At 46.7% G+C, this 24346-nt stretch carries 23 protein-coding genes; 16 read left to right on the top strand and 7 right to left on the bottom strand.

The features are described from left to right. Positions 1 to 5 precede the first annotated feature (5 nt). A complete protein-coding gene (locus tag ACXN9U_RS05955; protein ID WP_489202311.1) occupies positions 6 to 7463 on the top strand; it encodes a beta-ketoacyl synthase N-terminal-like domain-containing protein in 7458 nt (2485 codons plus the stop codon). A 138-nt stretch (positions 7464 to 7601) separates the two neighbouring features. Here the strand turns inward: ACXN9U_RS05955 and ACXN9U_RS05950 are convergent, their stop codons facing one another. Next, a complete protein-coding gene (locus ACXN9U_RS05950) occupies positions 7602 to 8813 on the bottom strand; it encodes a cytochrome P450 family protein (RefSeq protein ID WP_489202310.1) in 1212 nt (403 codons plus the stop codon). A 345-nt stretch (positions 8814 to 9158) separates the two neighbouring features. Between ACXN9U_RS05950 and ACXN9U_RS05945 the strand changes: the two genes are divergently transcribed. Then, on the top strand, positions 9159 to 9530 hold the full coding sequence (locus ACXN9U_RS05945) for a NucA/NucB deoxyribonuclease domain-containing protein (protein ID WP_231937532.1): 372 nt from the start codon (positions 9159 to 9161) through the stop codon (positions 9528 to 9530). A 99-nt stretch (positions 9531 to 9629) separates the two neighbouring features. Then, positions 9630 to 10346: a YoaK family protein gene (locus ACXN9U_RS05940; protein ID WP_489202309.1), complete on the top strand. Its 717-nt coding sequence runs from the start codon at positions 9630 to 9632 to the stop codon at positions 10344 to 10346. 34 nt (positions 10347 to 10380) lie between these two features. On the opposite strand, the gene ymzB is transcribed toward ACXN9U_RS05940, so the two are convergent. Further along, positions 10381 to 10743 carry a protein YmzB gene (ymzB, locus tag ACXN9U_RS05935; RefSeq protein ID WP_016936035.1) on the bottom strand — a complete coding sequence of 121 codons (363 nt, stop codon included), beginning with the start codon at positions 10741 to 10743 and terminating at the stop codon, positions 10381 to 10383. Between the two features lie 182 nt (positions 10744 to 10925). Continuing rightward, positions 10926 to 12254: a serine protease AprX gene (gene aprX, locus ACXN9U_RS05930; RefSeq protein ID WP_489202308.1), complete on the bottom strand. Its 1329-nt coding sequence runs from the start codon at positions 12252 to 12254 to the stop codon at positions 10926 to 10928. A 164-nt stretch (positions 12255 to 12418) separates the two neighbouring features. On the opposite strand from aprX, the gene ACXN9U_RS05925 reads away from it, so the two are divergent. The 3 genes from ACXN9U_RS05925 (at position 12419) to ACXN9U_RS05915 (ending at position 14128) form a co-directional block, all read left to right on the top strand. Then, complete coding sequence (locus ACXN9U_RS05925; RefSeq protein WP_060962730.1) at positions 12419 to 12652, top strand: hypothetical protein; 234 nt, start codon at positions 12419 to 12421, stop codon at positions 12650 to 12652. 255 nt (positions 12653 to 12907) lie between these two features. Then, complete coding sequence (locus ACXN9U_RS05920; RefSeq protein WP_489202307.1) at positions 12908 to 13615, top strand: poly-gamma-glutamate hydrolase family protein; 708 nt, start codon at positions 12908 to 12910, stop codon at positions 13613 to 13615. A 60-nt stretch (positions 13616 to 13675) separates the two neighbouring features. Then, positions 13676 to 14128: an OsmC family protein gene (locus ACXN9U_RS05915; protein ID WP_016936030.1), complete on the top strand. Its 453-nt coding sequence runs from the start codon at positions 13676 to 13678 to the stop codon at positions 14126 to 14128. A 13-nt stretch (positions 14129 to 14141) separates the two neighbouring features. On the opposite strand, the gene erbB is transcribed toward ACXN9U_RS05915, so the two are convergent. From erbB to ACXN9U_RS05900, 3 genes are all read right to left on the bottom strand, one after another. Beyond that, positions 14142 to 14495: an SMR family multidrug efflux transporter EbrB gene (gene erbB, locus ACXN9U_RS05910; protein WP_016936029.1), complete on the bottom strand. Its 354-nt coding sequence runs from the start codon at positions 14493 to 14495 to the stop codon at positions 14142 to 14144. A gap of 17 nt (positions 14496 to 14512) precedes the next feature. Then, the gene (erbA, locus tag ACXN9U_RS05905) at positions 14513 to 14827 is read right to left on the bottom strand and encodes an SMR family multidrug efflux transporter EbrA (protein ID WP_016936028.1); all 315 of its coding nucleotides are present in this window, start codon (positions 14825 to 14827) and stop codon (positions 14513 to 14515) included. 138 nt (positions 14828 to 14965) lie between these two features. Continuing rightward, positions 14966 to 15286, bottom strand: a complete 321-nt coding sequence (locus ACXN9U_RS05900) for a hypothetical protein (protein WP_489202306.1) — start codon at positions 15284 to 15286, stop codon at positions 14966 to 14968. 101 nt (positions 15287 to 15387) lie between these two features. Between ACXN9U_RS05900 and ACXN9U_RS05895 the strand changes: the two genes are divergently transcribed. From ACXN9U_RS05895 to ACXN9U_RS05855, 9 genes are all read left to right on the top strand, one after another. After that, a complete protein-coding gene (locus tag ACXN9U_RS05895; RefSeq protein ID WP_064778946.1) occupies positions 15388 to 15792 on the top strand; it encodes a YmaF family protein in 405 nt (134 codons plus the stop codon). A 98-nt stretch (positions 15793 to 15890) separates the two neighbouring features. Then, a complete protein-coding gene (gene miaA, locus ACXN9U_RS05890; protein ID WP_489202305.1) occupies positions 15891 to 16835 on the top strand; it encodes a tRNA (adenosine(37)-N6)-dimethylallyltransferase MiaA in 945 nt (314 codons plus the stop codon). A 39-nt stretch (positions 16836 to 16874) separates the two neighbouring features. Continuing rightward, the gene (hfq, locus tag ACXN9U_RS05885; RefSeq protein ID WP_003154064.1) at positions 16875 to 17096 is read left to right on the top strand and encodes an RNA chaperone Hfq; all 222 of its coding nucleotides are present in this window, start codon (positions 16875 to 16877) and stop codon (positions 17094 to 17096) included. Between the two features lie 95 nt (positions 17097 to 17191). Further along, positions 17192 to 17467 carry a YmzC family protein gene (locus ACXN9U_RS05880; protein WP_489202304.1) on the top strand — a complete coding sequence of 92 codons (276 nt, stop codon included), beginning with the start codon at positions 17192 to 17194 and terminating at the stop codon, positions 17465 to 17467. A gap of 82 nt (positions 17468 to 17549) precedes the next feature. After that, positions 17550 to 17765, top strand: a complete 216-nt coding sequence (locus tag ACXN9U_RS05875; protein WP_016936023.1) for a hypothetical protein — start codon at positions 17550 to 17552, stop codon at positions 17763 to 17765. A gap of 259 nt (positions 17766 to 18024) precedes the next feature. Beyond that, positions 18025 to 18417: a class Ib ribonucleoside-diphosphate reductase assembly flavoprotein NrdI gene (gene nrdI / locus ACXN9U_RS05870; RefSeq protein WP_016936022.1), complete on the top strand. Its 393-nt coding sequence runs from the start codon at positions 18025 to 18027 to the stop codon at positions 18415 to 18417. Further along, entirely contained in the window at positions 18377 to 20479 is a 2103-nt protein-coding gene (gene nrdE / locus ACXN9U_RS05865) for a class 1b ribonucleoside-diphosphate reductase subunit alpha (protein WP_007611605.1), read from the top strand. Before nrdI ends, nrdE begins: the two co-directional genes overlap by 41 nt. Before the next feature lie 17 nt (positions 20480 to 20496). Further along, a complete protein-coding gene (gene nrdF, locus ACXN9U_RS05860; RefSeq protein ID WP_489202303.1) occupies positions 20497 to 21486 on the top strand; it encodes a class 1b ribonucleoside-diphosphate reductase subunit beta in 990 nt (329 codons plus the stop codon). A 48-nt stretch (positions 21487 to 21534) separates the two neighbouring features. Continuing rightward, positions 21535 to 22155, top strand: coding sequence for a hypothetical protein (locus ACXN9U_RS05855; protein ID WP_060962723.1), 621 nt, complete (start codon positions 21535 to 21537; stop codon positions 22153 to 22155). 48 nt (positions 22156 to 22203) lie between these two features. Here the strand turns inward: ACXN9U_RS05855 and ACXN9U_RS05850 are convergent, their stop codons facing one another. Beyond that, positions 22204 to 22962, bottom strand: coding sequence for an N-acetylmuramoyl-L-alanine amidase (locus ACXN9U_RS05850; protein ID WP_489202302.1), 759 nt, complete (start codon positions 22960 to 22962; stop codon positions 22204 to 22206). 307 nt (positions 22963 to 23269) lie between these two features. On the opposite strand from ACXN9U_RS05850, the gene spoVK reads away from it, so the two are divergent. Continuing rightward, positions 23270 to 24238, top strand: coding sequence for a stage V sporulation protein K (gene spoVK / locus ACXN9U_RS05845; protein ID WP_032864740.1), 969 nt, complete (start codon positions 23270 to 23272; stop codon positions 24236 to 24238). Positions 24239 to 24346 lie beyond the last annotated feature (108 nt).

Genomic DNA, 24346 nt, shown 5'->3' with positions numbered 1-24346 from the left:
CGGCTTTGCAAAACACTGAAGATCTTCTTTACAAACTATTGGCAGGCCAGCTGAAATCTGTCGGATTCTTTACAGAAAACGAGACAAAGCCTGTATTGCAGGGGTTTTACGGCAGGTGGCTGGAAGAAAGCATCTCCATCTTGGTGCAAAAAGGCTTTTTGAAACAGTCAGGCAGTACGTATGTGTTAACAGGTCCGATAGAGCGTGCGGACGTGCTGTGGAAAGAATGGGATGAAAAGAAAGCTCCTTTACTCAAGGACAGCAGTAAACAGGCGATGATCACTTTAGTGGAGACAGCCCTCAGAGCTTTGCCGGATATTTTATCCGGCAGAGTTTCTGCCACTGATGTTCTGTTTCCTGATTCCTCAATGGAATTGGTAGAAGGAATTTATAAAAACAATGAAACGGCAGACTACTTTAATGAAGTGCTCGCTGACACATTGACGGCGTTCATTGATGAACGCCTGAAAGAAGACCCGAACGCAGAAATCCGGATACTAGAGATCGGAGCGGGGACGGGCGGGACAAGCGCGGCCGTTTTCAAAAGATTAAAAGAGTACAAACATCATGTAAAAGAATATTGTTATACCGATCTGTCAAAGGCCTTTTTCATGCATGCTGAAAAAGAATACGGCCCCGACAATCCTTATTTGACTTATAAGCGCTTTAACGTGGAGGAGCCCCCGGCTTTGCAGGGTGTAGAGGCGGGCGCATATGACGCGGTGATTGCGGCAAATGTGATTCACGCGACAAAAAATATTCGGCAGACGCTTCGCAATGCCAAAGCGGTGCTTAAAAAGAATGGGATTTTGCTATTAAATGAGATCAGCAGCCATTCGGTTTATTCTCACCTGACATTCGGTCTTTTAGAAGGCTGGTGGCTGTATGAAGACGCCGAACTGCGTATTCCCGGGTGCCCGGGGCTGTATCCTGAAGCGTGGCAGTCCGTGCTGGAAAGCGAGGGATATCGGTACGTTACATTTATGGCGGAACCGTCACATCAGCTCGGCCAGCAGATCGTGGCGGCAGAAAGCGACGGCGTCATCAGGCAAAAACAGCCGGACGCGCAGGCAGCTGAAGAAACTGCGGCTTCCAAAGAGCCGGCTGATTTCACAGAACCGGCTTTCTCAGTGACAGACCGGACCGTGCAATTCATAAAAGAAACGTTAGCCAAGTCGATAAAGCTTGCTCCCGAGCGCATTCAGCCGGAAACGAGCTTTGAAAAATACGGCATCGACTCCATTTTGCAGGTGAATTTCATCCGTGAACTGGAAACATTGACGGGCGAGCTGCCGAAAACGGTCTTATTTGAACACACGAATACGAAAGAACTTGCCGAGTATTTGCTGGAAACTTACCCGGATAAGCTTCAACAGGCATTTGGAGCTGAAGAAGCGCCTCCTGAAACGGAGCGGCCGGAACCTGTAATGGCGGAACCGGTGCCGCTCGTCACGGAAACGCGGCGATTTATCACTGAACCAAAAGAGCCGGACGCGCCAAAGCCAGAAAAAGAAACCGCCGCCGCTGATCGCTCTGATCGTGACGACATTGCCATTATCGGCATCAGCGGCCGCTACCCTGAGTCTGAAACCCTCGATGAGCTGTGGGAGCATTTAAAAGCCGGAGACAGCTGTATTTCAGAAGCCCCGGAAAACAGATGGAAGTCCGGTCTTCTGAAAACAATGGCAAAAGAAACACGAAAAGAAGATCGCAAAACAAGGTACGGCGGATTTCTGCAGCATATTGACGCTTTTGACCATCACTTGTTTGACGTTAAGGAAGACCATGTGATGGAGATGACGCCTGAGCTCCGGTTAAGCCTTGAAACCGTATGGGAAACATTTGAAAACGGCGGCTACTCGTTAGAAAGATTAAACAAATGGCAGGAATCAGACAGCGGCATCGGTGTATTTATGGGCAGTATGTACAATCAATATTTTTGGAATATCCCGTCATTGGAAAAAGCCGCGCTCAGCTCTAACGGAGGGGATTGGCATATCGCTAACCGCATTTCTCACTTTTTCAATTTAACGGGTCCGAGCATGGGCGTTACGACCGCATGCTCCAGCTCACTGAGCGCCATCCATCTCGCCTGTGAGAGCCTGAAGCTTAACAGCTGTTCCATGGCGATTGCCGGAGGGGTCAATCTCACGCTTGAACCGTCTAAATATGATGCGCTTGAACGGGCGAATTTGCTTGAACAGGGAAGTGAAAGTAAAAGCTTTGGAACCGGCACAGGCCTGATGCCGGGAGAAGGGGTCGGGGCAGTGCTATTGAAGCCGCTCTCCAAAGCGGTTGCCGACAGCGATCATATTTACGGCGTCATTAAAAGCAGCGCAATGTGCCATAGCGGCGGAAGGCAGATGTACACGGCTCCGGATCCGAAACAGCAGGCGAAGCTCATGACGGCTTCCATCGGCAAAGCCGGAATCAACCCGGAAACAATCAGTTATGTCGAATCAGCGGCAAACGGCTCTGTATTGGGAGATCCGATTGAGGTCATTGCCCTGACAAACGCGTTCTCGCAATATACCGATAAAAAACGTTTTTGCGCGCTTGGATCCGTCAAGTCAAATCTCGGCCATTTAGAGGCGGCTTCCGGTATGTCCCAACTGGCGAAAGTGCTGCTGCAAATGGAGCGGGAAACGTTAGTTCCGACGATTAACGCAAAACCGCAAAATCCGAATATCTCGCTTGAAGAAACGGCCTTTTATCTGCAGGAGAAAACCGAGTATTGGGAGCGTCTGAAGGATGCCGAGACGGGAGACATCATCCCGCGGAGAAGCATGATCAATTCCTTCGGGGCAGGCGGGGCATATGCAAACCTGATCGTAGAAGAATATATCAGTCCGAATTCCGATCATGCCCGTCAAGGCAATGAAGAATATATTTTCCCCGTGTCAGCGAAAACGAAATGGAGTTTTGAAGCCTATCTTGACAGGCTGGCGGCTTTTTTAGAAAAAACGCCGTCTCTTCATCCGACCGCCATTGCATCCGCTCTGCAAAAAAGAACGCATCATTCGGAGTATCGGGCGGCATTTACGGCTTCTTCCGTACAGGAACTGCTGAACGAGCTGGCTTCTTACCGCGCGGATCAGCCGGGGCGGAGCCGCTCCGATTCTGCTGTCGGCCACCGGGCGCGGCAATGGGAAAAAGGAGAGAATATCGCATTTGATCAGTTGCAGCAAAAACACGCCGTTCATCTGCCTGCTTATGCTTTTGACCGCCGGACTTCTTTTCAGTTCGGTGAATCAGAAAACGCTGCCGGCGTTCAGGTGATATACAGTGCTGATGATCCATATGTGCAGGGGCATCAATTTAGCGGAGAACCTGTCCTCGTCGGTGCTACATACAAAAGCCTGGCAGCCGAGCAGTTTTATCATCTCTTTCCTGAAGCGGAAGGAGGACAAATTAAAAAACTGAATTACGTCAATCCCATTACCGTAAAAAAAGGCGATCGCATCGAGCTGAAAACAGAATCGAAACAAAACGGGGATGGATTTGAACTGAGCATAATGCACCGCAGCCTCACGTCTCCTGATTGGAGCATAGCGGCGTATGCCGAGTGCAGCCCGTATCCGTTTCAAAAGCAGCACGCGGATCTGGCGGCCATTCAGCGCTCTTACCGGGAAGTGGCCCGGATAGATGAGTTATACGGAGACGGAATGGGAACTGTCGTGTGGGGAGAAGAATTTAAAACGATCACCCGCCTGTACAAAGGCACTGATGCGGTGTTAGCAAAGCTGAACCTGAACAATAGCGACTCACAACAAGCGCATCATTACGCCATAAATCCGTTAATCGCCAACAGTGCTTACTTGGCCGCGCTTTCTTTATTGGACCATACGGAGGCGGAAAGCTATCTGCCGTTCGGCATTAATGCCGTCACCTTCAGCAGCCCGGCAGATCTCGATGATTGCTGGCTGCACATCAAGCTGGCCAAACAAACAGGGGAAATGATCCTGTTTAACGCAGATGTCATCAGCAGCCGATCTCAAGTGGTGATGTGTTATGAAGGCTATGCCCTGAAACGGTTCCGTCTGGAAGCCAAACAGATCAATCAGCCGGCCCGAACGGCTGTTAAAAGCCCGGGGGATCTGGTTTCTGCCGGCAGTCTGACAGATCATATCCGCAGCTATGTCCTTGGCAAGCTTGCCAAGATGATGAGTGAACCTGTGCCATCCCTGCGTTCTGATGTAAATATTATGGAATTGGGGCTTGATTCAGCGAGCCTGATCGGACTGACAAAAGAGATCGGTCAAGAGGCAGAAATCGATGTGAATCCGACATTGTTTTTCGAGTACCCGACAGCAGAAGAGCTGACCCGCCACTTCGCGTCAGCATATGAGTGTAAGTTTTCTCAATTGCTTGCCGATCATAAGCATTCAGAAGAGGCTAGGGTCACGGAAACAGAAGAGCGCACTTTACCGAAGAAACAGCATACGCCTTGTGATAACGCCGATGTCAAGCAAGGAATCGCCATTATCGGTATGTCAGCTCAGTTTCCGCAATCTCCGGATATCCAGTCTTTTTGGGAGCACATCGTAAATGGAGATCACTGTATTTCAGAAATTCCGGCGAACCGCTGGGACTGGCGCCGTTATGCCGATAATGAGGATGACACAAGTCTCAGATGGGGCGGTTTTATTGACGGCGTCGGAGAATTTGATCCGCTCTTTTTCGGAATTTCTCCTAAAGAGGCTTCACAAATGGGGCCGGAGCAGTTTCTGCTTTTGATGCATACATGGAAGGCAATGGAGGATGCGGGCCTGACGAGTAAGACGTTATCAAGCAGACCGACTGGCGTTTTCGTTGCCGCGGGCAATAGCGACCCGAACAATGGAACAGCCATTCCGTCCATCATTCCGAACAGGATATCATATGCCTTGAATTTACAAGGACCGAGTGAATATTACGAGGCGGCCTGCACGTCAACCTTGGTGGCTTTGCACAGGGCGGTTCAATCAATCCGTCATAACGAATGTGAGCAGGCTGTCGTGGGCGCCGCCAATATTCTGCAGTCGCCGAAGGGCTTTATCGGTTTTGACGCAATGGGATATTTAAGCAAAAACGGCCGGGCGAAATCTTTCCAAAAAGATGCCGATGGCTTTGTCAGAAGTGAAGGTGCGGGCGTTATCATCATCAAACCGCTTGAGGCGGCAATTGAAGACGGCGATCATATTCACATGGTCATTAAAGGAACCGGGGTGTCTCATGGCGGTAAAGGCATGTCGCTTCACGCGCCGAATCCCGCGGGGATGAAGGCTGCGATGAAAAAAGCGTACGAAAACACCGATGTTGACCCGCAAACCGTCACATACATTGAAGCGCACGGCATCGCCTCCGAAATGGCAGATGCGCTTGAGTTCAATGCAATCCAAGCGGGTTACGGCGGGTCTGCGAATGAGGAGGAAAGCGCGCCTTGTTACATCAGCACCGTGAAACCTTGCATCGGTCATGGCGAACTCGCTTCCGGACTGGCCGCCCTTATAAAAGTGGCGATGGCCATGAAACATCATACCATCCCGGGGATTCCCGGTTTCACTGCCGCAAATGAGCAAATGACCAATCAGCAAAGCCGTTTCCGATTCACTGAAGACAATCAAGAATGGACACAGCTTACCGACCGTACAGGCAGTCCGATTCCGCGCAGGGCCGCGATTAACAGCTATGGATTCGGCGGCATGAATGCGCATGTCGTTTTGGAACAGTACAGCCCGAGCCCTAAAGACAAAGAATCTGTGCATGAACCGCAGCTTATCGTGATGTCTGCTAAGAGCGAAGGCCGGCTTAAGGCGGCCGCAGGTCAGCTGGCCGATTTCATACAAGCTGAACATACTCCGTCACTGCGGGATATTGCTTATACGCTCCAGACCGGCCGCGAGGCGATGAATTGCCGCCTGGCATTCGTTGCCCGCAATCAAGATGAACTGTTGGAAAAGCTGAGAGACTACAGAGAGTTTTGCGGAGAAAGCAATGGAGTGAAAAGCTTCTTTACCGGCAGTCAGCAGACTGGAGCAGGAGACATCGGCATTTTACTGGAAGGGACGCTCGGTACAGTCGTCACGGAGGCGCTTTTGGCTGAAAACAATCTGGAAAAGCTGTCATTTTGCTGGGTAAAAGGTGCGGATATACCGTGGGACAGACTCCATCAAGGCAAATCTGTTCAAAGAGTGCCGCTTCCGACATATCCTTTTGAAAAACATAAGTATTGGAACGGCAGTCAGACAGAAGACAACAGCCTTGAACCGATTCTAGAGAATCAACAGTTCCGCCGCGGGGGCGCGGCTGACATAGCGGCTGACATTTTAGGAATGGACGCAGCGGAACTGGACCCAAATAAGCCGCTGACTGAATACGGCTTCGATTCAATGTCCTGTATTCAGCTTCTGAAAAAACTTGAAGACACAGACTGCCGAGTAAGTCTGGAAGCTCTTCAGAACTGCGGCACTCTTAAGGAGCTCAGCTTGCTGTTAAAAACGAACCAATCGCAGGATGGGGAAGGGAAATTTCCCGAACTCGTCAAGCTGAATGAAAGAGAAACAGGACGTCCTGTTTTCTGGTTTCATGGAGGAACGGGAGGCGTCGAAGCGTATCAGCCATTCGCCAAAAAAAGCCAGCGTCCTTTTTACGGCATTCAGGCAAGAGGTTTGACAGGGAAAGATCCGCTGCAAGGAATCGGAGAGATGGCCGCTTCTTATGCGGGAATCATTCAAGCGGTACAGCCGAAAGGCCCTTATGACCTCGGCGGATATTCCTTGGGCGGAATGCTCGCATATGAAACGGCTCGCCTTTTGCAGGAGGAAGGTCATACGGTGAAAAGCGCCGTCATGATTGATACCCCGTACAGTGAAAAATGGAAAGAAAGAAAACCATCTGTCAAGTCAGTCATGCTGCAAACGATCAATACGATGCTTACGGCATATCTCAAGCCTGAAAATCCTGAAGACGCATTAATCAGCAGGGAAGACATTAACGTGCAGGCTGGGGAAGAGGCTGTATTGAATGAATTGATCAGCCTTGCCAAAGAGCGCGGACTGCCAAAACCGGAAGAAGCGATCCGGATGCAGCTGGAGCAACTGATGAAGACGCAGCTCGCTTACGGAATGGAAGAGTATGATATGAAGCCGCTGCCGCATCCGGAAACGCTGCAGTGCTACTATTTCCGTAATAAAAGCGGCTTGTTCCTCGGAGATCTTGAACGTTATCTGACAGCAGAGGAAGAACAAAATCTGTTAGACCATGAGGCGTATTGGGAAGAATGGGAACGGCAGATAAAACAATTTCACCTGCTGGATGTTCAGTCTTCTAATCATGTTACAATGCTGTCGGAATCAAAACCGCAAAACGCCATTAAGGCATTCTGTGAAAAACTGTACGCAAATAAAGGAACGATAAGCGCCAATTTCCTTAATTCTTTCAGAAAAAAGCTGGACGAAACAAATGAGTTGGTAAAACGGTAATATAGAAAGAGCTGCCGGAGCAATCCGGCAGCTCTTTTTGACTAATGAGAACTAAATTTACTATGTACTAAATTTTCATGTTGATTTGTTGTTTCCTGTTAATAAGATATTTAAAAACCCCCAATATGGGGGCGGATATTATAATCTGACAGGCAGTGCTTCAAGCCCTCTTAAAAACACATTCTTTCTCCATGATAAATCCTCAGGCGCTCCCTTCAGCTCTATATTCGGAAACCGTTTTACAAGCGCTGTAAAGGCAATGGATGCTTCCATCCGGGCGAGCGGAGCTCCGAGACAGAAATGAATGCCGAAGCCGAAAGAGATATGACGGTTCGGTGTTCTCGCTGTATTTAATGTATCAGGATCATCGAAATATTCCGGGTCCCGATTGGCTGAACCGATGCCGATAAATATCATATCGCCTTTTTTAATGGAAACATCTTTATAGGTGAAATCTTCAATCGCCCATCGATTCGCCATCATGATGACGGGAGAGGTATAACGCAAAAGCTCTTCGACCGCCGTCTGGATAGTTTCAGGCTGCCGCTTTATCTTCTCCAGCTGGTCTTTGTGCAAAAGAAGCGCCAGTGTGCCGGAGCCGAGAAGGTTAACCGTTGTTTCAAGTCCGGCAACGACTAACAAAAACAGCATGGAATACAGCTCTGATTCACTCAGCTTTTGGCCGTCCTCTTCTGCGTAAATCAGCTTGCTCGTCAAGTCTTCACCCGGATGTATTCTTTTTTCTTCGATCAGTGTTTTCATATATTGTTTAAACTCTTTTAGCGCCTGATTGGTCGCTTCTCGTCCGCTTTCTGACGTGTCGACCATCGCGTTTGTCCACACCTGAAATGAGGCGCGGTCCTCTTTCGGAATTCCGAGCAGCTCTGAAATGACGATAAACGGAAGCGGAGCGGCGAAATCTCTCATGATATCAGGATCTGTTTTTGTTTCCATTTCATCCAGCAGCTCTTCTGTAATCCGTTCTATCCCGGTGCGAAGCTGCTCAATCATCCGGGGAGTGAACCCCTGATGCACCAAAGACCGCAGGCGTGAATGAGCCGGCGGGTCCTTTGCCAGCATATGCTCTGATACAAAATCTATATCTTCACTGACATTCAGCTTTGCGATCAGCTCCTTCGGCATGACCCGTTTTACATCTCTCGTCATTCTGCTGTCCTTTAGAAACGCCATACAATCATCATAACGCGTGATGAGCCAAGCCGGAAAGGTGCCCCCGAAACGCTGCAGTTCGAATTTATGTATGGGGTCCTGCTCTCTGAAAGTGCTTAAAACCGCAAAAGGGTTCTCGTGAAACTCGGATGAGTGTGGATGAAACATTATTTTTTCCATCTTGATTTCCCCGCCTTCATGTTTTTAAGAAAGACTTAAGACATAACAAACTGCCGGTCGGCATTCCTCCTTTTATCCGCTGAAGACACTGATTACAACGGCGCATAAGTATGTCTAAAATATATAGGGAATCAGAAGCTTGTTCAATAGAGAAACCGTAAAGCCGTCATTTTCGTTGATTATCAACAAAACAGCAAACTTTTTTTACCAATTCATCATGTGTGCCGAATCCGGCTAATATACATATTTACGCTTCATATCAACTTCTTAAGGAGGCTGTGAATGACTGCGTTTATGAAATGGGCGGCAAGTCTGCTTTTGGTGATCTCTCTTCAGTTCAGCTTTATGAGCGCCGGCACTCATTCGGAGAATACTGCCCGAGCCGCGTCCAGATACGATCAGGTGCTTTATTTCCCGCTGTTAAAATATCCGGAGACGGGAAATCATATAAAAGACGCCATTTCGGCAGGGCACTCTGACATTTGTACAATCGATCGCGGCGGAGCTGAGGATAGAAGGAAAGAATCATTGAAAGGAATTCCGACAAAGCCCGGGTTTGACCGTGATGAATGGCCGATGGCAGTCTGTACAGAAGGCGGGGCTGGAGCTGATATCAGATATGTAACCCCTTCGGACAATCGCGGGGCCGGCTCATGGGTTGGAAATCAAATGAGCAGGTATTCCGACGGCACGAAAGTATTATTTATCGTTCAGTAATCTTCTCCGGCGCGCCGGAGTTTTTTTATGCTTTGAAAAGGCGGCGTACCGGCTGGACATATGAAATGACGAAGAGTAAACTTATATGTTGGACTCAGCATGAGAAAGGATTGGATCACATTGACGGTGACTACATACCGAAATATTGCACTTTTGCTTCTTTGTTTAACTGCGGGAATTGTGGATGTGATCGGTTATTTAAGTTTAGGACACGTCTTTACCGCCAACATGACGGGGAACATCGTTCTGTTCGGCATGGCGATCGGCAACTCATGGCATCTTGCCGTACTCAAATCTTTAACCTCGTTAATCGGATTTATTGCAGGCGTTATGGCCGCGGCTTGGCTTGTCGGCAATAAAAAGAAATCATTCTGGCCTCCTGCGGTCACTGCCGCATTGATCATTGAAGGGGCTGTTTTACTTTTGTTTGCTCTGTTCTCCTGCTTTTTTGCAGAATCCATTTCTGTTTATGTGCTGATTATGCTGCTCAGCTTCGCAATGGGAATGCAGACAACAGCCGCGAGAAAACTTGGAGTAGCCGGGATTTCGACGACTGTATTAACGGGAACGCTTGCTAATTTTTTTGAAGATCTCACCGCAAGGCTTTACAAAGCGGACAAGCGGAAGCAGTTTACAAGAGATGCGGTATTGCGCGCGCTTGCCTTGGTGCTGTATTGCTTTGGGGCGGTTATCGGCGCATTTGCCGAACCGGATTATAAATTTGCCGTGATCTGGCTCCCGATTATCATTATTTTAGGCATTATGCTTTGCGCATTTACAATGTTCCACGGTTACTCGGAAGAAAAAAACCAATAAAAAAACGCCGCTGATTCACGGCGTTTTTTTCGTTTTATTGCTCTTTTCGGGTCCCGATTGTATAAACGGCCCGATCTGTATGTACCTTTAATCCGTCTTGCTCTTTTTGGATGGTAATCTCGCCGAGCAAAGGGATTTCATACGCATCTTGAGGGAGCGGGACATTTCCTTCCTCCGTATAGGTTGTGCCGTGTCCTTTTAGGACGAGTTCTTCGTCAGCTACATAGTCATCGGGATGATTTGTCCGGCGGACGAGAACATCATCAAGGTGAAGCATGATCTGGTCCATATCAGAAATCTCGTTCCGGCTGTCTGTCAGCTCTCCTTTTCTGATATCAAGCGTTTGTCCGATCTGCTTTTGCAGCCATTCAGACAGTTCGGTGTTTGTAAGTGCCATTGTTATTCCTCCTTTTATCTACACCATACTTATTCCCTATTTTTTTAGAAATACACTGCTCCGCTTGATCTTTTTTTCTGACAGCCGGTTTTAAAGAGTTACTAGTTTCTTCATTATAATTGTTTACTAAAAACGGGGTCATCTTCCGGTGCAGACGACCCCGTTTACTCATCATATAAAAGTTATTCTCTCGGCACGGCGTTTTCGGCGTTCACTGCGCCCGCTCCGTAAATGTTCGGATCTTCATTTGTCCATTTATCCGGACTTTCCTTGATCAGTGTTTTCACTTCGTCAGGCGTAAGCTGCGGGTTCTGCTGAAGGATTAAAGCAGCAATGCCTGCACAGATCGGAGTAGCCATCGACGTGCCCGACAGACTGAAATACAACGACCCTACACGATTTGATTTTTGTAATTTATCAAGGTATGAACGAGGTGAACGAAGGGACACGATATCGACTCCGGGCGCGAGAATATCAGGCTTTTCTTTTCCGTACACCGTCGGGCCGCGGCTTGAGAAAGAAGCAGCCGTATCGTCTTCATTCGCGGCCGTATCATTGTCATCATAGGCGCCTACCGTGATGACCTTCTCACTGACGCCGGGGCTTGAAATCGTTTGAGCTTCCGGGCCGGAATTGCCCGCGGCGACGCAGACGACGATTCCTGCGTTCCATGCTTCTTCAACGGCCTTGACCAGCGGATCGTCCGTTTCTTTGTCATATCTGAGCGCTTCTCCGCCCAGTGACATGCTGATGATCCGGATCGGATTGTCAGTGTGTTTTTTATTATATTGTATGCACCATTCCACACCTTCAATGATATCAGCCAAGGTTCCAGATCCGGTTTTGTTTAAAACTTTGACACCGATCAGATTGGCTTCCGGCGCGGGTCCCTGATATTTTCCGGAAGACGACGCGCCGCTGCTCGCGATATCACCGGCGCAATGGGTGCCGTGTCCGTTGTCATCATACGGTTCCGTCCTTTGGTTCACAAAGTCTGCAAATCCGGTAATTCTTCCTTTTAAATCGGGGTGCTGATAGATTCCGGTATCAATGACGGCAACGGTTACGCCTTTTCCTGTTAATACGGTGCCGTTTCGAGTCACTTCTTTTGCATGGGATGATTCGGCTGCCGTATCGAGAAGTGCTTTTACTTCCCGGTTTAAATAGACTTTACGGATATCCCGGCATTGAGAAAGAAGCATGTGAAGGGCGGCCGGGGTGACTTCAGCGCTGCAGCAATTGATTGTGTGAAACTGCTTTTTGATCGTGCAGCGTTTCTCATTTGACAGGACCTGGCCTGTGCTGTGAAACCCGGATTCATGGCAGCCTTCCTCGAATTCAATGATGACTGACATTTTCTTTCTGTTTTTCACCTTTTTTTCGAAAAAACGATGGAGAAAGCAAGGCGTCCATTTGAAAGGTTTATATAACTGTAATACGTTTTCTCTGAGCGGCCCGTCCAGCTTATGAGCATTTGACCGAACCATTTGTACCATTGAGTAACCAAACATATATACTTTTCCTCCCATTCTGGCGATTCTCTCTATACCATATGAACAGGCAGTATATTCGGTCCGTTTGTTTGTCCTTTCAGAGAGCTGGTTACTTGCGGCTTTTTCATTTGAAAAAGAACATTTGTTCGCTTATAATGAAACCGACAGAAGGAGGTATATACATGAACATGATATTGAGACATTCCTTGGAAAAGCAGCTTCCGATTGATATTATATATATGAAAAAAGACGGCTCCATTTCAAAACGGACCATTATTATTAAAAAAGGGGATGAGCGGGCTGTAACGGCATTTTGCTGTACAAAAAGGCAGATGAGAACTTTTTTGACGGGCTCCATTCTGTCCTGCGCATTTGCTTCGGGAGACGGATATTCATTTTTAAAAGCATATTCTTGATGCCGTCTGTTTCCGGCTGTGAATCTCCCGCCCCTGAAAATTCGGGCATTCCTCCCTTTTTTTTTTGCCTCTCTCAACCTTTTTTCACTGATGCCCGGCATTTGAGCGCTTGAACCGTGACCATCAATTGATTTTTCGAAACCGGGAAGTTTTTCACTGATGATAATGTTAATAGAATGTTAAGATAAGACCTATTGACAAAAATCCAAATAATGAATATCTCATTTTTCAGAAAGGAGCAAAGAAGGAGAGCTGATGAAAAGAATTATACTTAATGTCATCATTATCGTAGCAATGGTCTTACTAATAAGATGCGCTCATTATGCGTCAGACCCTGATCCCTCGAATTCTTCAGATACATACACAGATTTTAAAGATCTGGCTGAACATGAAGACCCCGACGATTATCATATATCGTACAATAAGCGAAAGGGGAGCCCTGTATTGATCATGTCGCCGCACGGAGGGAGAATTGAGGGCGGGGTGAGCGAGATCGTCCGCTCTTTCAGAGATGATTATTCAACCTACCTGTTTGAGGGATTAAAAGCGCATGATAACCAGACTCTTCATATTACGAGCACCAAGTTCGATGAGCCTTTAGCAGTCGAAAGCATTAAGCAGCACCATTATGTGATCGCAGTTCACGGTTATAAAGGCGACGAGAAAAATACCCTTGTCGGAGGAAGCGACCGGAAGCGGGCGGAAAAATTGGTGAGAGCTTTCAAACGAAATGGATTTCCTGCAGAATTGGCAACCTCAAAAACCGGTCTGGCCGGGGTTGACACAGAAAATATCAATAATCAGGCGCAAACAGGTCTGAGCATACAGCTTGAGATCAGCAGAGAACAGCGGGAAGCGTTTTTTGATAATTTCGACTACCGTGAAAGAGAATTCACAAAAACAGACGAATTTTACCGGTTTGTCCGTACGATAAAAAGAGTGATCAATCAAGAGTATTCATGAGCTTATCATAAGACAAACCAGTGAAAGATGAGTAAACTTGAAAAAAAGGAGGATGGTCCCTTGGCAAAACATCATTTTTATTTAAAAGCAAATTGGCCCGGAAATCGGAATGACGTCGGCGATATTAAAAGCGGCCGGCTGGAAACGGCTGTGTCCATTCCTAAGGAAATGGACGGTCCGGGAGAAGGCACAAATCCTGATGAGATGCTGCTTGGAGCGGCCGCGACCTGTTATATTATAACGCTTGCGGCAATGATGGAAAGAAGCGGTCTGGATAAAGAAGATTTACATATGGAATCTGAAGGAATTGTAGATGTAACAAACGGTGTGTTCACGTATCAAAAAATCATTCACCGCCCGTTTATATTATTAAAGCCGGATGCAAACGAAACGGATTTTGCACTGGCCAGGAAGTTAGCGCAAAAAGCGGAATCGTCGTGTATGATTTCACGAGCGGTTCAGGGAAACGTGGAGATGGAGCTTGAGGTTGAAGTAAAAGCCGCCCGCGCATGACGAATTCAAACGGTCAGCTCCGGGCCGTTTGATTTTTTTTCGTTTTTTGAGATTTGGAACGGTTCAGCAGGATGACGCCTGTGATGACCAACACAAGACCGATCATCATTTTGATCGTCATGGCTTCCTTAAAAACAATAAAGCCGACGATTGCAGTTAAAGCTGTGCCGACACCTGACCATGTCGCGTATGCGGTGGATAAATCAAGGCTTTTCAATGAAAAGCTCAAAAACATAAAAGAGGCTCCGATTCCGGCAATGACGCCGAGAGCGGGCCACAGGTGCGTAAAACCGTCCGACAGCTTCAGCATCGTGCTCCCGAACACTTCTGATACAATGGCTAATGCCAAGCAAAGTAATCCTTTCATCAGCATGCCTCTCCTTTCTACCAATTCATCAAAATGACACCGGCCAATAAGAAAAAGAGTCCGATGACGGCCTGCTTGTCCAGTTTTTCCTGGAACCACTTCGCTCCGATAATGGACGCAAGCACCGTTCCGGCCCCGCTCCATGTAGCGTAGGATAAGCTGAGCGGAATAAGATTCAGTGTCAGTGAAAGCATATAAAAGGCCAATGAATAGCCAGCCACTACAAGCGCGCTCGGCACAAACCGCGTAAATCCGCGGGAGACCTTCAGCATGGCCGCACCCATTGACTCTGATAAAATAGCAATTGTGAGGAAGATATAACCCAGAATCATATCCAATCCCCCTCTCATCATCATCTTCATGCCTTTTGTTTAAGGCAGTAAAATAAAATAATATCCGAACTTTACCCGGCAAGTCAAGACATTCGGCCTATATAAAAAGGCCCCTGAAAGGAGCCCTTTTTGATTGTCTTAGTAGTAATACGGATAACCTCCGTACGGATAGTAAGGGTAGCCGTAACCTCCGTACAAATACGGATTTAATAAGGCGCTTCCGACCAGACCCCCGACAAGCCCTCCGGCAAACGGACCGCCGAAAAATCCAAACGGACGTCCGAACCCGCCAAACCAAGGGCGGCCAAACCAAGGCCGGCCAAACCCAAAACCCGGCCGTCCGAATCCAAAGCCAAATCCGGGACGTCCGAACCCGAATCCCGGCCGGCCAAACCCAAATCCAGGCCGGCCAAACTGTCTCATATCACTATCTGCTGCGTATGCGTATTCTTCATTCATAATTAAGGTACCTCCAAGAATAAATTTTAGATGATAACAGAGTATTCAGCCCACCAATTTTTGATTGGGCGTTTATCAAAAAAATAAAGGAGTGAGCTTTTGTGGGCCTGTATCAGTCCGATTGGTCAAAAAAACCTCCGCACACACACGCTTACCGGGCTGTAACGGATATTGTGCAGGGGCATTACCATTTGATCGAAGGCTTCTCACAGCCTGAGAACGGCAGCAATACAGATCAGCATACACATTTCTATACGGGCATCACCTCATTTGAAAACGGGCATTTCCACAGATATTACGGTATTTCCGGCCCTGCCATTCCGAGGGCTGACGGAACGCATTACCATGAGCTTTCAGAGACCACCTTTGCCGCCTACAATGAGCCGATTCAGATCCAGTACGGCGGCGTCGTTTACGATCCGCGGGAGGAAGGCCGGAAAACGCACCGCCACACGCTCAAGGGAAAAACGAAAGAGGTTGTCGGCAACGAGCCGATCGGGTGGTAATTGACGTTTAGCGCTCAGGAAAAAGGGCAAAATGGATAGGTGCATGGAGCAATGAATGCTATAATTAGGGGGAGATTTATAAAAGAGAGTGATACATATTGAAAAATAAAAAACAGCCTGTCGTCATACTCGTCGGACCGACGGCAGTCGGAAAAACAAAACTGAGCATCGGACTCGCAAAAATGCTGAATGCGGAAATCATCAGCGGAGATTCCATGCAGGTATATAAAGGGATGGACATCGGAACGGCCAAAGTCACCGAAGAAGAGACAGAAGGCGTGCCGCATCACCTGATTGATATTTTGGAGCCGTCCGACACTTTTTCAACGGCCGATTATCAAAAAATGGTGAGAGAAAAAATCAGTGAGATTGCCGCCAGAGGAAAGCTCCCGATGATTGTCGGAGGGACGGGTCTGTACATCCAGTCTGTGCTGTATGATTATACGTTTACGGAACACTCCGGTGATCCTGTGTTCCGAGAGCGCATGGAGAAACTGGCTGCCGAGGAAGGGGCTGAGGCTCTTCATGCCAAACTTGCGGCGGCCGATCCGGAAGCAGCGGCAGCCATTCATCAAAACAATACGCGAAGAGTCATCCGCGCGCTCGAAATTCTGCACATATCGGGCAAAACAATGTCAGAACATCTTAAAACCCAAAAACGGGAGCTGCTTTACAATGCGGTGCTCATCGGTCTTACAATGGACAGAGAAGTGCTGTACGGCCGGATTAACGAGCGGGTTGACCTGATGATGGAAGCCGGCCTTCTTGAGGAAGTCAAGCGGCTGTATGATATGAATATCCGGGACAGCCAATCGATTCAGGCGATCGGCTATAAAGAGCTGTATGAATATCTTGATGGAAAAGTGCCGCTTTCTCAGGCCGTGGAGCAATTAAAACAAAATTCAAGACGTTATGCGAAACGCCAGCTGACCTGGTTTCGCAATAAAATGTCCGTTTCATGGACCGATATGACGCCGCCTGTTGATCTTGAACAGAAAAAAAAGGAAATTTTCGAGTGTATAGCAGGAAAACTGGAAATTTAATCGAAACAGTATTGTATTGAGAACCAAGGAGGACGAAACATGAAACCGATTAATATTCAGGATCAGTTTTTGAATCAAATCCGAAAAGACAATACGTTCGTCACGGTATTTTTACTCAACGGCTTTCAGCTTCGCGGCCAGGTAAAAGGCTTTGACAACTTTACCGTCTTACTCGAAACGGAGGGGAAGCAGCAGCTTATTTATAAACATGCCATCTCCACGTTCGCCCCGCAAAAAAACGTTCAGCTTGAGCTTGAATAAACTTTTGCCAAAGACCATGAACAATGGTCTTTTTCTATGCGCATCTGTATATTGCCGGCTTTATATCGGCAACATAAAAGGGGGCTTGGAAAACGATGTTCGAAAGTGAGAATGAACTGAGAAGAATCAGGATAACGCTCGTCTGGATCGCTGTTTTTTTGCTGTTTGGAGCATGCAGCAATCATGAAACGGTGGTGACGGATGATGACGGCGGCTTGACGGATGCCGAAGCGCAGACAGAAGACACGGTGCAGCTGGAGCATAACCATTTCGGCGTCGTCGAAGACGGTTATTTAAAAATATATCGTTACGACGAAAAAACGAATAAAGTCAAACTGAAAAAAGAAACGATGTTAGATGAGCTTGAATAAATTTCACAAGCTTTCGAATTTACAAAGCGGGCCGCACAAGCTACACTAGTTACTGACATTGATCATGCAGAGGGTGAGACGATTGAAACACAAGGTGATAATCAACCATTGGGAAGAAACCTGTGAAGATGATTCCTGCTATGAATATGGAACCAGCATCATTGTTGACGGCAAAGAACTGCTCAGAGAGGCTTCCATCACAAGCGCTCTGAAAGCTGTGCTGAAAGAAATCGGCGCTGATGCGGAAATAGAAGAGACCGTTGAAAGCGAAAAAAAATGTGATTCTTACAAAAAATAAGAATAAAAGTCTAGACTACTAAGCAGTTTTTTTTCATGTTATGATAGACATCGGCTTACACATGACACCTTGAGTAGGATGAGAGATGATTCTCGTTCTGCTCTCTTTTTTGGGCGTTAATCGGGGCAGAACCAAGGTCCGCTCTTTCAAAAATATGAACTTTTTATAAATCGATCTCAATATGTTGTGTTTTTCTGAGAGGTTAGTATACTATATATAGTGTTAAGAGATTCATTATTTTTGATAGGTCGTGATAAGGATGGTTCAAATCATATTTGATTCAAAGACAGGGAATGTTCAGCGTTTTGTGAATAAAACAGACTTTCAGCTGATCCGCAAGGTGGATGAAATGGACCACGTGGACACTCCGTTTGTTTTGGTCACCTACACGACAAACTTTGGCCAGGTACCGGCATCAACACAATCATTTCTCGAAAAATACGCCCATCTCTTATTAGGAGTCGCTGCGAGCGGCAACAAAGTATGGGGCGATAACTTTGCAAAAAGCGCCGATACCATTTCAAGACAATATCAGGTGCCGATCTTGCACAAATTTGAACTCAGCGGCACAGCGAAAGACGTTGAATTGTTTACTCAGGAGGTAGAAAAAGTTGTCACAAAACCAAGTGCCAAAATGGATTCAGTTAAATAACGAAATTATGATCCAACAAGATGGGAAATTCCAGTTTGATAAAGATAAAGAGGCTGTACATAGCTATTTTGTTGACTATATCAACCAAAACACAGTTTACTTTCACGATTTGAAAGAGAAGCTGGATTATTTAATTGAAAACCAATACTACGAAGAAGAATTCTTAAGCCTGTATTCTTTTGAAGACATTAAAGAAGTGTTTAAGACAGCTTACGCAAAGAAGTTTCGTTTTCCTTCCTTCATGAGTGCGTTTAAATTCTATAATGACTATGCTTTGAAAACGAATGACAAAAAAAGAATCCTCGAGCGTTACGAGGACCGGATCTCAATTGTTGCGCTGTTCTTCGCAAACGGCGACACTGAGAAAGCGAAAGAATATGTGAATCTGATGATCAACCAGGAATATCAGCCGAGCACGCCGACATTCTTAAATGCGGGCCGCAAACGACGCGGAGAGCTTGTCAGCTGTTTCCTTTTGGAAGTCAATGATTCCTTAAACGACATCTCCAGAGCGATCGACATCTCCATGCAGCTTTCTAAACTGGGCGGCGGGGTTTCTCTTAACCTGTCTAAGCTCCGTGCGAAAGGTGAAGCGATTAAAGATGTGGAAAACGCCACAAAAGGCGTCGTAGGCGTGATGAAGCTTCTTGATAATGCGTTCCGCTACGCTGACCAAATGGGGCAGAGACAAGGCTCAGGCGCGGCATACCTGAACATCTTCCACCGGGATATTAATGATTTTCTTGATACGAAAAAAATCTCGGCTGATGAAGATGTCCGCGTTAAAACCCTTTCTATCGGCGTCGTGATTCCGGACAAGTTTGTCGAGCTTGCGCGTGAGGATAAAGCCGCTTATGTCTTTTATCCTCATACGATTTATAAAGAATACGGCCAGCATATGGACGAAATGGACATGACGGCGATGTATGAGGAGCTTGTCGACAACCCGCGCGTCAAAAAAGAAAAAGTGAATGCGCGCAAATTGCTTGAAAAGCTTGCCGTTCTCCGTTCTGAGTCAGGCTATCCGTACATTATGTTCCAGGATAACGTAAACAAAGAGCACGCGAATAACCACGTATCAAAAGTAAAATTCTCGAACCTTTGCTCTGAGGTGCTTCAGGCGTCACAGGTTTCAGCTTACACAGATTATGACGAGGAAGACGAAATCGGCCTGGACATTTCCTGCAACCTTGGTTCTTTAAATATTTTAAATGTCATGAAACATAAATCGATTGAGCGCACGGTGAAACTCGCGACGGATTCCCTGACTCATGTGTCCGAGACGACGGATATCCGCAACGCGCCGGCAGTCAGACGCGCAAACAAAGCGATGAAGTCGATCGGTCTAGGTGCGATGAACCTGCACGGCTACCTTGCCCAAAACGGCATTGCTTACGAAAGCCCGGAAGCAAGAGATTTCGCGAATACGTTCTTTATGATGGTGAACTTTTATTCCATCCAGCGTTCAGCTGAGCTTGCAAAAGAAAAAGGCGAAACGTTTGAGCATTATGAAGGCTCCACTTATGCAACGGGAGAATATTTCAATAAATATATTGAAAAAGAATTCTCGCCGGCATACGAAAAAATCGCTGCGCTCTTTGAAGGCATGCACATCCCGACAATCGAAGACTGGAAAGAGCTGAAGGCGTTTGTCGCTGAAAACGGCATGTACCACAGCTACAGACTGTGCATCGCGCCGACAGGCTCCATTTCCTACGTCCAATCCAGCACGGCCTCCGTTATGCCGATTATGGAACGGATTGAGGAAAGAACATACGGAAACTCCAAAACGTATTACCCGATGCCGGGGTTAGCGTCTAATAACTGGTTCTTCTACAAAGAAGCTTATGATATGGACATGTTCAAAGTAGTGGATATGATCGCGACAATCCAGCAGCATATCGATCAGGGAATCAGCTTTACCCTGTTTTTGAAAGATACGATGACAACTCGTGATCTGAACCGTATTGATCTGTATGCCCACCATAGAGGCATCAAAACCATTTACTATGCAAGAACGAAAGATACCGGGCAGGACAGCTGTCTTTCTTGTGTCGTTTGATTAAAGGAGAGTTTACAGTGACAAAAATTTATGACGCAGCAAACTGGTCAAAGCATGAAGATGATTTTACCCAAATGTTTTACAACCAAAACGTAAAGCAGTTCTGGCTTCCCGAAGAGATCGCATTAAACGGCGATCTCCTCACTTGGAAGTACTTGGGTAAAAATGAGCAGGATACGTACATGAAGGTGCTCGCCGGCCTGACACTGCTTGATACAGAGCAGGGGAACACGGGCATGCCGATTGTGGCCGAGCACGTAGAAGGCCATCAGCGAAAAGCGGTTCTTAATTTCATGGCGATGATGGAAAACGCGGTGCACGCAAAATCATATTCAAATATTTTTATGACACTTGCTCCGACTGAAACGATCAACGAAGTGTTTGAATGGGTAAAGCAGAATAAGTACCTGCAGAAAAAAGCCCAAACCGTTGTCGGACTGTACCGCGCTATCAAAAAAGACGATGAGATTTCGCTGTTTAAAGCGATGGTCGCTTCCGTTTACTTAGAAAGCTTCCTTTTCTACAGCGGTTTCTATTATCCGTTATATTTCTACGGACAGGGAAAACTGATGCAAAGCGGTGAAATCATCAACCTGATTCTTCGTGATGAAGCGATCCACGGCGTCTATGTCGGATTGCTTGCCCAAGAAATATACAATAAACAAACAGAAGCGAAAAAGGCGGAACTTCGTGAATTTGCGATTGAGCTTTTAGAAGAGCTTTATCACAATGAACTTGAGTATACCGAGGATCTGTACGATCAAGTCGGGCTGTCTCATGACGTAAAGAAATTCATCCGCTATAACGCCAATAAAGCTTTGATGAACTTAGGGTTCGATCCTTACTTTGAAGAAGAGGATATTAATCCGATCGTATTAAACGGATTAAACACCAAAACGAAATCACATGATTTCTTCTCCATGAAAGGGAACGGCTACAAAAAAGCGACGGTAGAACCGATTAAAGACGAGGATTTTTATTTCGGTCAAGATGAAGATCAGATATAATATCTGCTCTTTTGGCTTGAATGGAGAAATATGACAGGAGGAACCGACATGGATAAAATGGATGAAATCATCTTAGCCGCGCCGCGGAGTGACGTCTTCCAAAACGAAACGCTGACATTCCAGGGAGTCAACAGCGAAGATGAGCGTATCGTGAAGATTATGGCTCAAATTGAGGAGCATTTTTCAGAAATCAGAAGAGGCGACGCGGAAGAGGACCCGCGTTTTAAACAGCCGATTCCGTATGTCGTCATCCGCCGCGATGATGAGGTGTTTGTGTATGAGCGGCTCGCGGGCGGCGGAGAATCGCGCCTTCATAATAAACTTTCCCTCGGCTTCGGCGGTCACATGAATCCTATGGAGGGAGCGGCCTCATTTGCGGAGGTGCTGAAACAGAATACCGACCGGGAGTTAGCAGAAGAACTGCATATTCTTGAGGAAGACAAACAAAACATTGTCACACTCGGTTTAATCAATGATGATGAAAACAGTGTCGGAAAGGTGCATATCGGCATCCTTTCTGCGCTCCAATTAGCGTCTGGAGCACAAGTCGAAGTGAAAGAAAAAGAGCAGATCGCCGGCCGCTGGATGAAAGTGAACGAATTAAAAGAAGAAGACGTGTATCAGCGGCTTGAAACTTGGTCTCAGTTTGTCGCCGATATTCTTCAATAACAGAAAAACCCCTGTTCCTCCTTAAAAAGGGAGAACAGGGGTTTTTCATTAGTTTAACGTAATGACGGTATCAAATCCCGCTTTTTTGGCCCGCGCTGCTAAAGATTCAGCATAATCTCTGGAAGAGAATGCGCCGATCTGCACTTTAAATAAGCCGTCTTTTGGAAGCACAATCGCATCAAAACCTTTAGACACCGCATTGGCGGCAAGTGCATCAGCATTTGCTTTCACATTGAAAGCGCCGATTTGCACTTTATATAAGTCAGGCTTTTTTTTTAGACCGAAAGCCTGCTCCAAGCCCTTGGCATGTCCTCTTGCAAGGCTTTCAATAAAACTGGCTGTTTTCAATTTGTTTGCATCAGCTGCCGTATCAACAAAACCATTCTCCGTCAAAATCGCCGGCATACTTGTCTCCCGCAGCACATGGAAGTTGGCTGTTTTTTTCCCTCGGTCATTAAAACCGGATGCTTGGATTACTTGCGTGTGAACGGCTGATTGATAAGTCGAAGTCGGCGCTCCTACACCCGGGTAAATATAGCTTTCGAATCCGGTTCCGCCTCCTGAGTTAATATGAATGGATAAAAAATAATCTGCGCCCCAGCTGTTGGCGGCATCCGTTCTTTCCGTCAGACTGACCGTCTTATCGCTTGTCCTGCTCATCGTGACAGAAACCCCTTCATACTCATTCGTCAGAATCGTGCGCAAAACCAGTGCGATCTCCAGCGTGACCGCTTTTTCCTGAAGCCCGTTTCCGGTTGCACCTGAATCAGTTCCGCCATGACCGGGGTCTAAAAAAATTTTAACCATTCTCCATCACCTCATTACAGCATATGATGATATTTAAAAGGTGCTTGTACGGCTGTCATTCATGAAAAAAATGAGAAATCCGCCCGGCATTTCCCGGAAAATAAAAATAAATGGTTTGTCCTTCCGTTTCAGCTGAATACAATAAGAAATGAAAAATATTTCTCGGGAAAGCGCAGGATTCAGCATCATTCCCGAAGAGAACGGAAAATGCGACAGATAAAAGGGGTAATCGGGCCTCATGATGATAGGCGGGTGTCACGGAACGCCTTTATCATGAATAAGATAAAGAGAGAACAGAGAGGTGAGCATGTTGGAGCGCGCTGTAACCTATAAAAATAACGGACAAATTAACATCATTCTTAATGGCCAAAAGCAAGTGCTGACAAATGCGGAAGCTGAGGCGGAATATCAGGCCGCCCTGCAAAAAAATGAAGCCAAGCACAGCATTCTGAAAGAAATTGAAAAAGAAATGAACACATTAGTGGGTATGGAAGAAATGAAGCGCAACATTAAAGAAATTTATGCGTGGATATTCGTCAACCAAAAACGGGCCGAACAAGGGCTGAAAGTCGGAAAACAAGCTCTTCATATGATGTTCAAAGGCAATCCCGGCACCGGAAAAACAACCGTCGCGAGACTGATCGGCAAGCTTTTCTTCGAAATGAACGTGCTTTCCAAAGGACATCTGATCGAAGCAGAACGTGCCGATCTGGTCGGTGAATACATCGGACACACAGCGCAAAAAACGAGAGATCTGATTAAAAAATCGCTCGGAGGCATTTTATTCATTGATGAAGCATACTCACTTGCAAGGGGCGGAGAAAAGGATTTCGGTAAAGAGGCGATTGATACGCTTGTCAAGCATATGGAAGACAAACAGCATGAGTTTATTCTGATCCTGGCAGGGTACTCGAGAGAAATGACACATTTCCTGTCATTAAATCCCGGCCTGCAATCGCGTTTTCCTATCAGCATCGATTTTCCGGATTACTCTGTCGCTCAGCTGATGGACATTGCAAAGCGCATGATAGCGGAGCGGGAGTATCAATTAAGCCAGGAAGCCGAGTGGAAGTTAAAAGATTACTTAATGACGGTGAAAAGCACGACAAGCCCCATTAAATTCAGCAACGGACGTTTTGTCAGAAATGTGATTGAAAAATCAATCCGCGCTCAGGCCATGAGGCTTTTAATGGGGGACCAATACTTAAAAAACGATCTGATGACGATCAAGAGTCAGGATTTATTTATAAAAGATGACACCGCAGCTCATGAATAATCCTCTCAGCCGGGTTTGAGAGGCCTTTTTTTATTTCTCTCTTTAAAACCCGCCGGATGTGTGGTATACGTCCTGCGGGTTTGGTATGATAGTACTACTGCCCAATAC

This window comes from Bacillus sp. BACIII, from assembly GCF_057836745.1.
The sequence above is the reverse complement of the archived record's forward strand: the minus strand, read 5'-3'. Positions and strand labels throughout refer to the sequence as shown.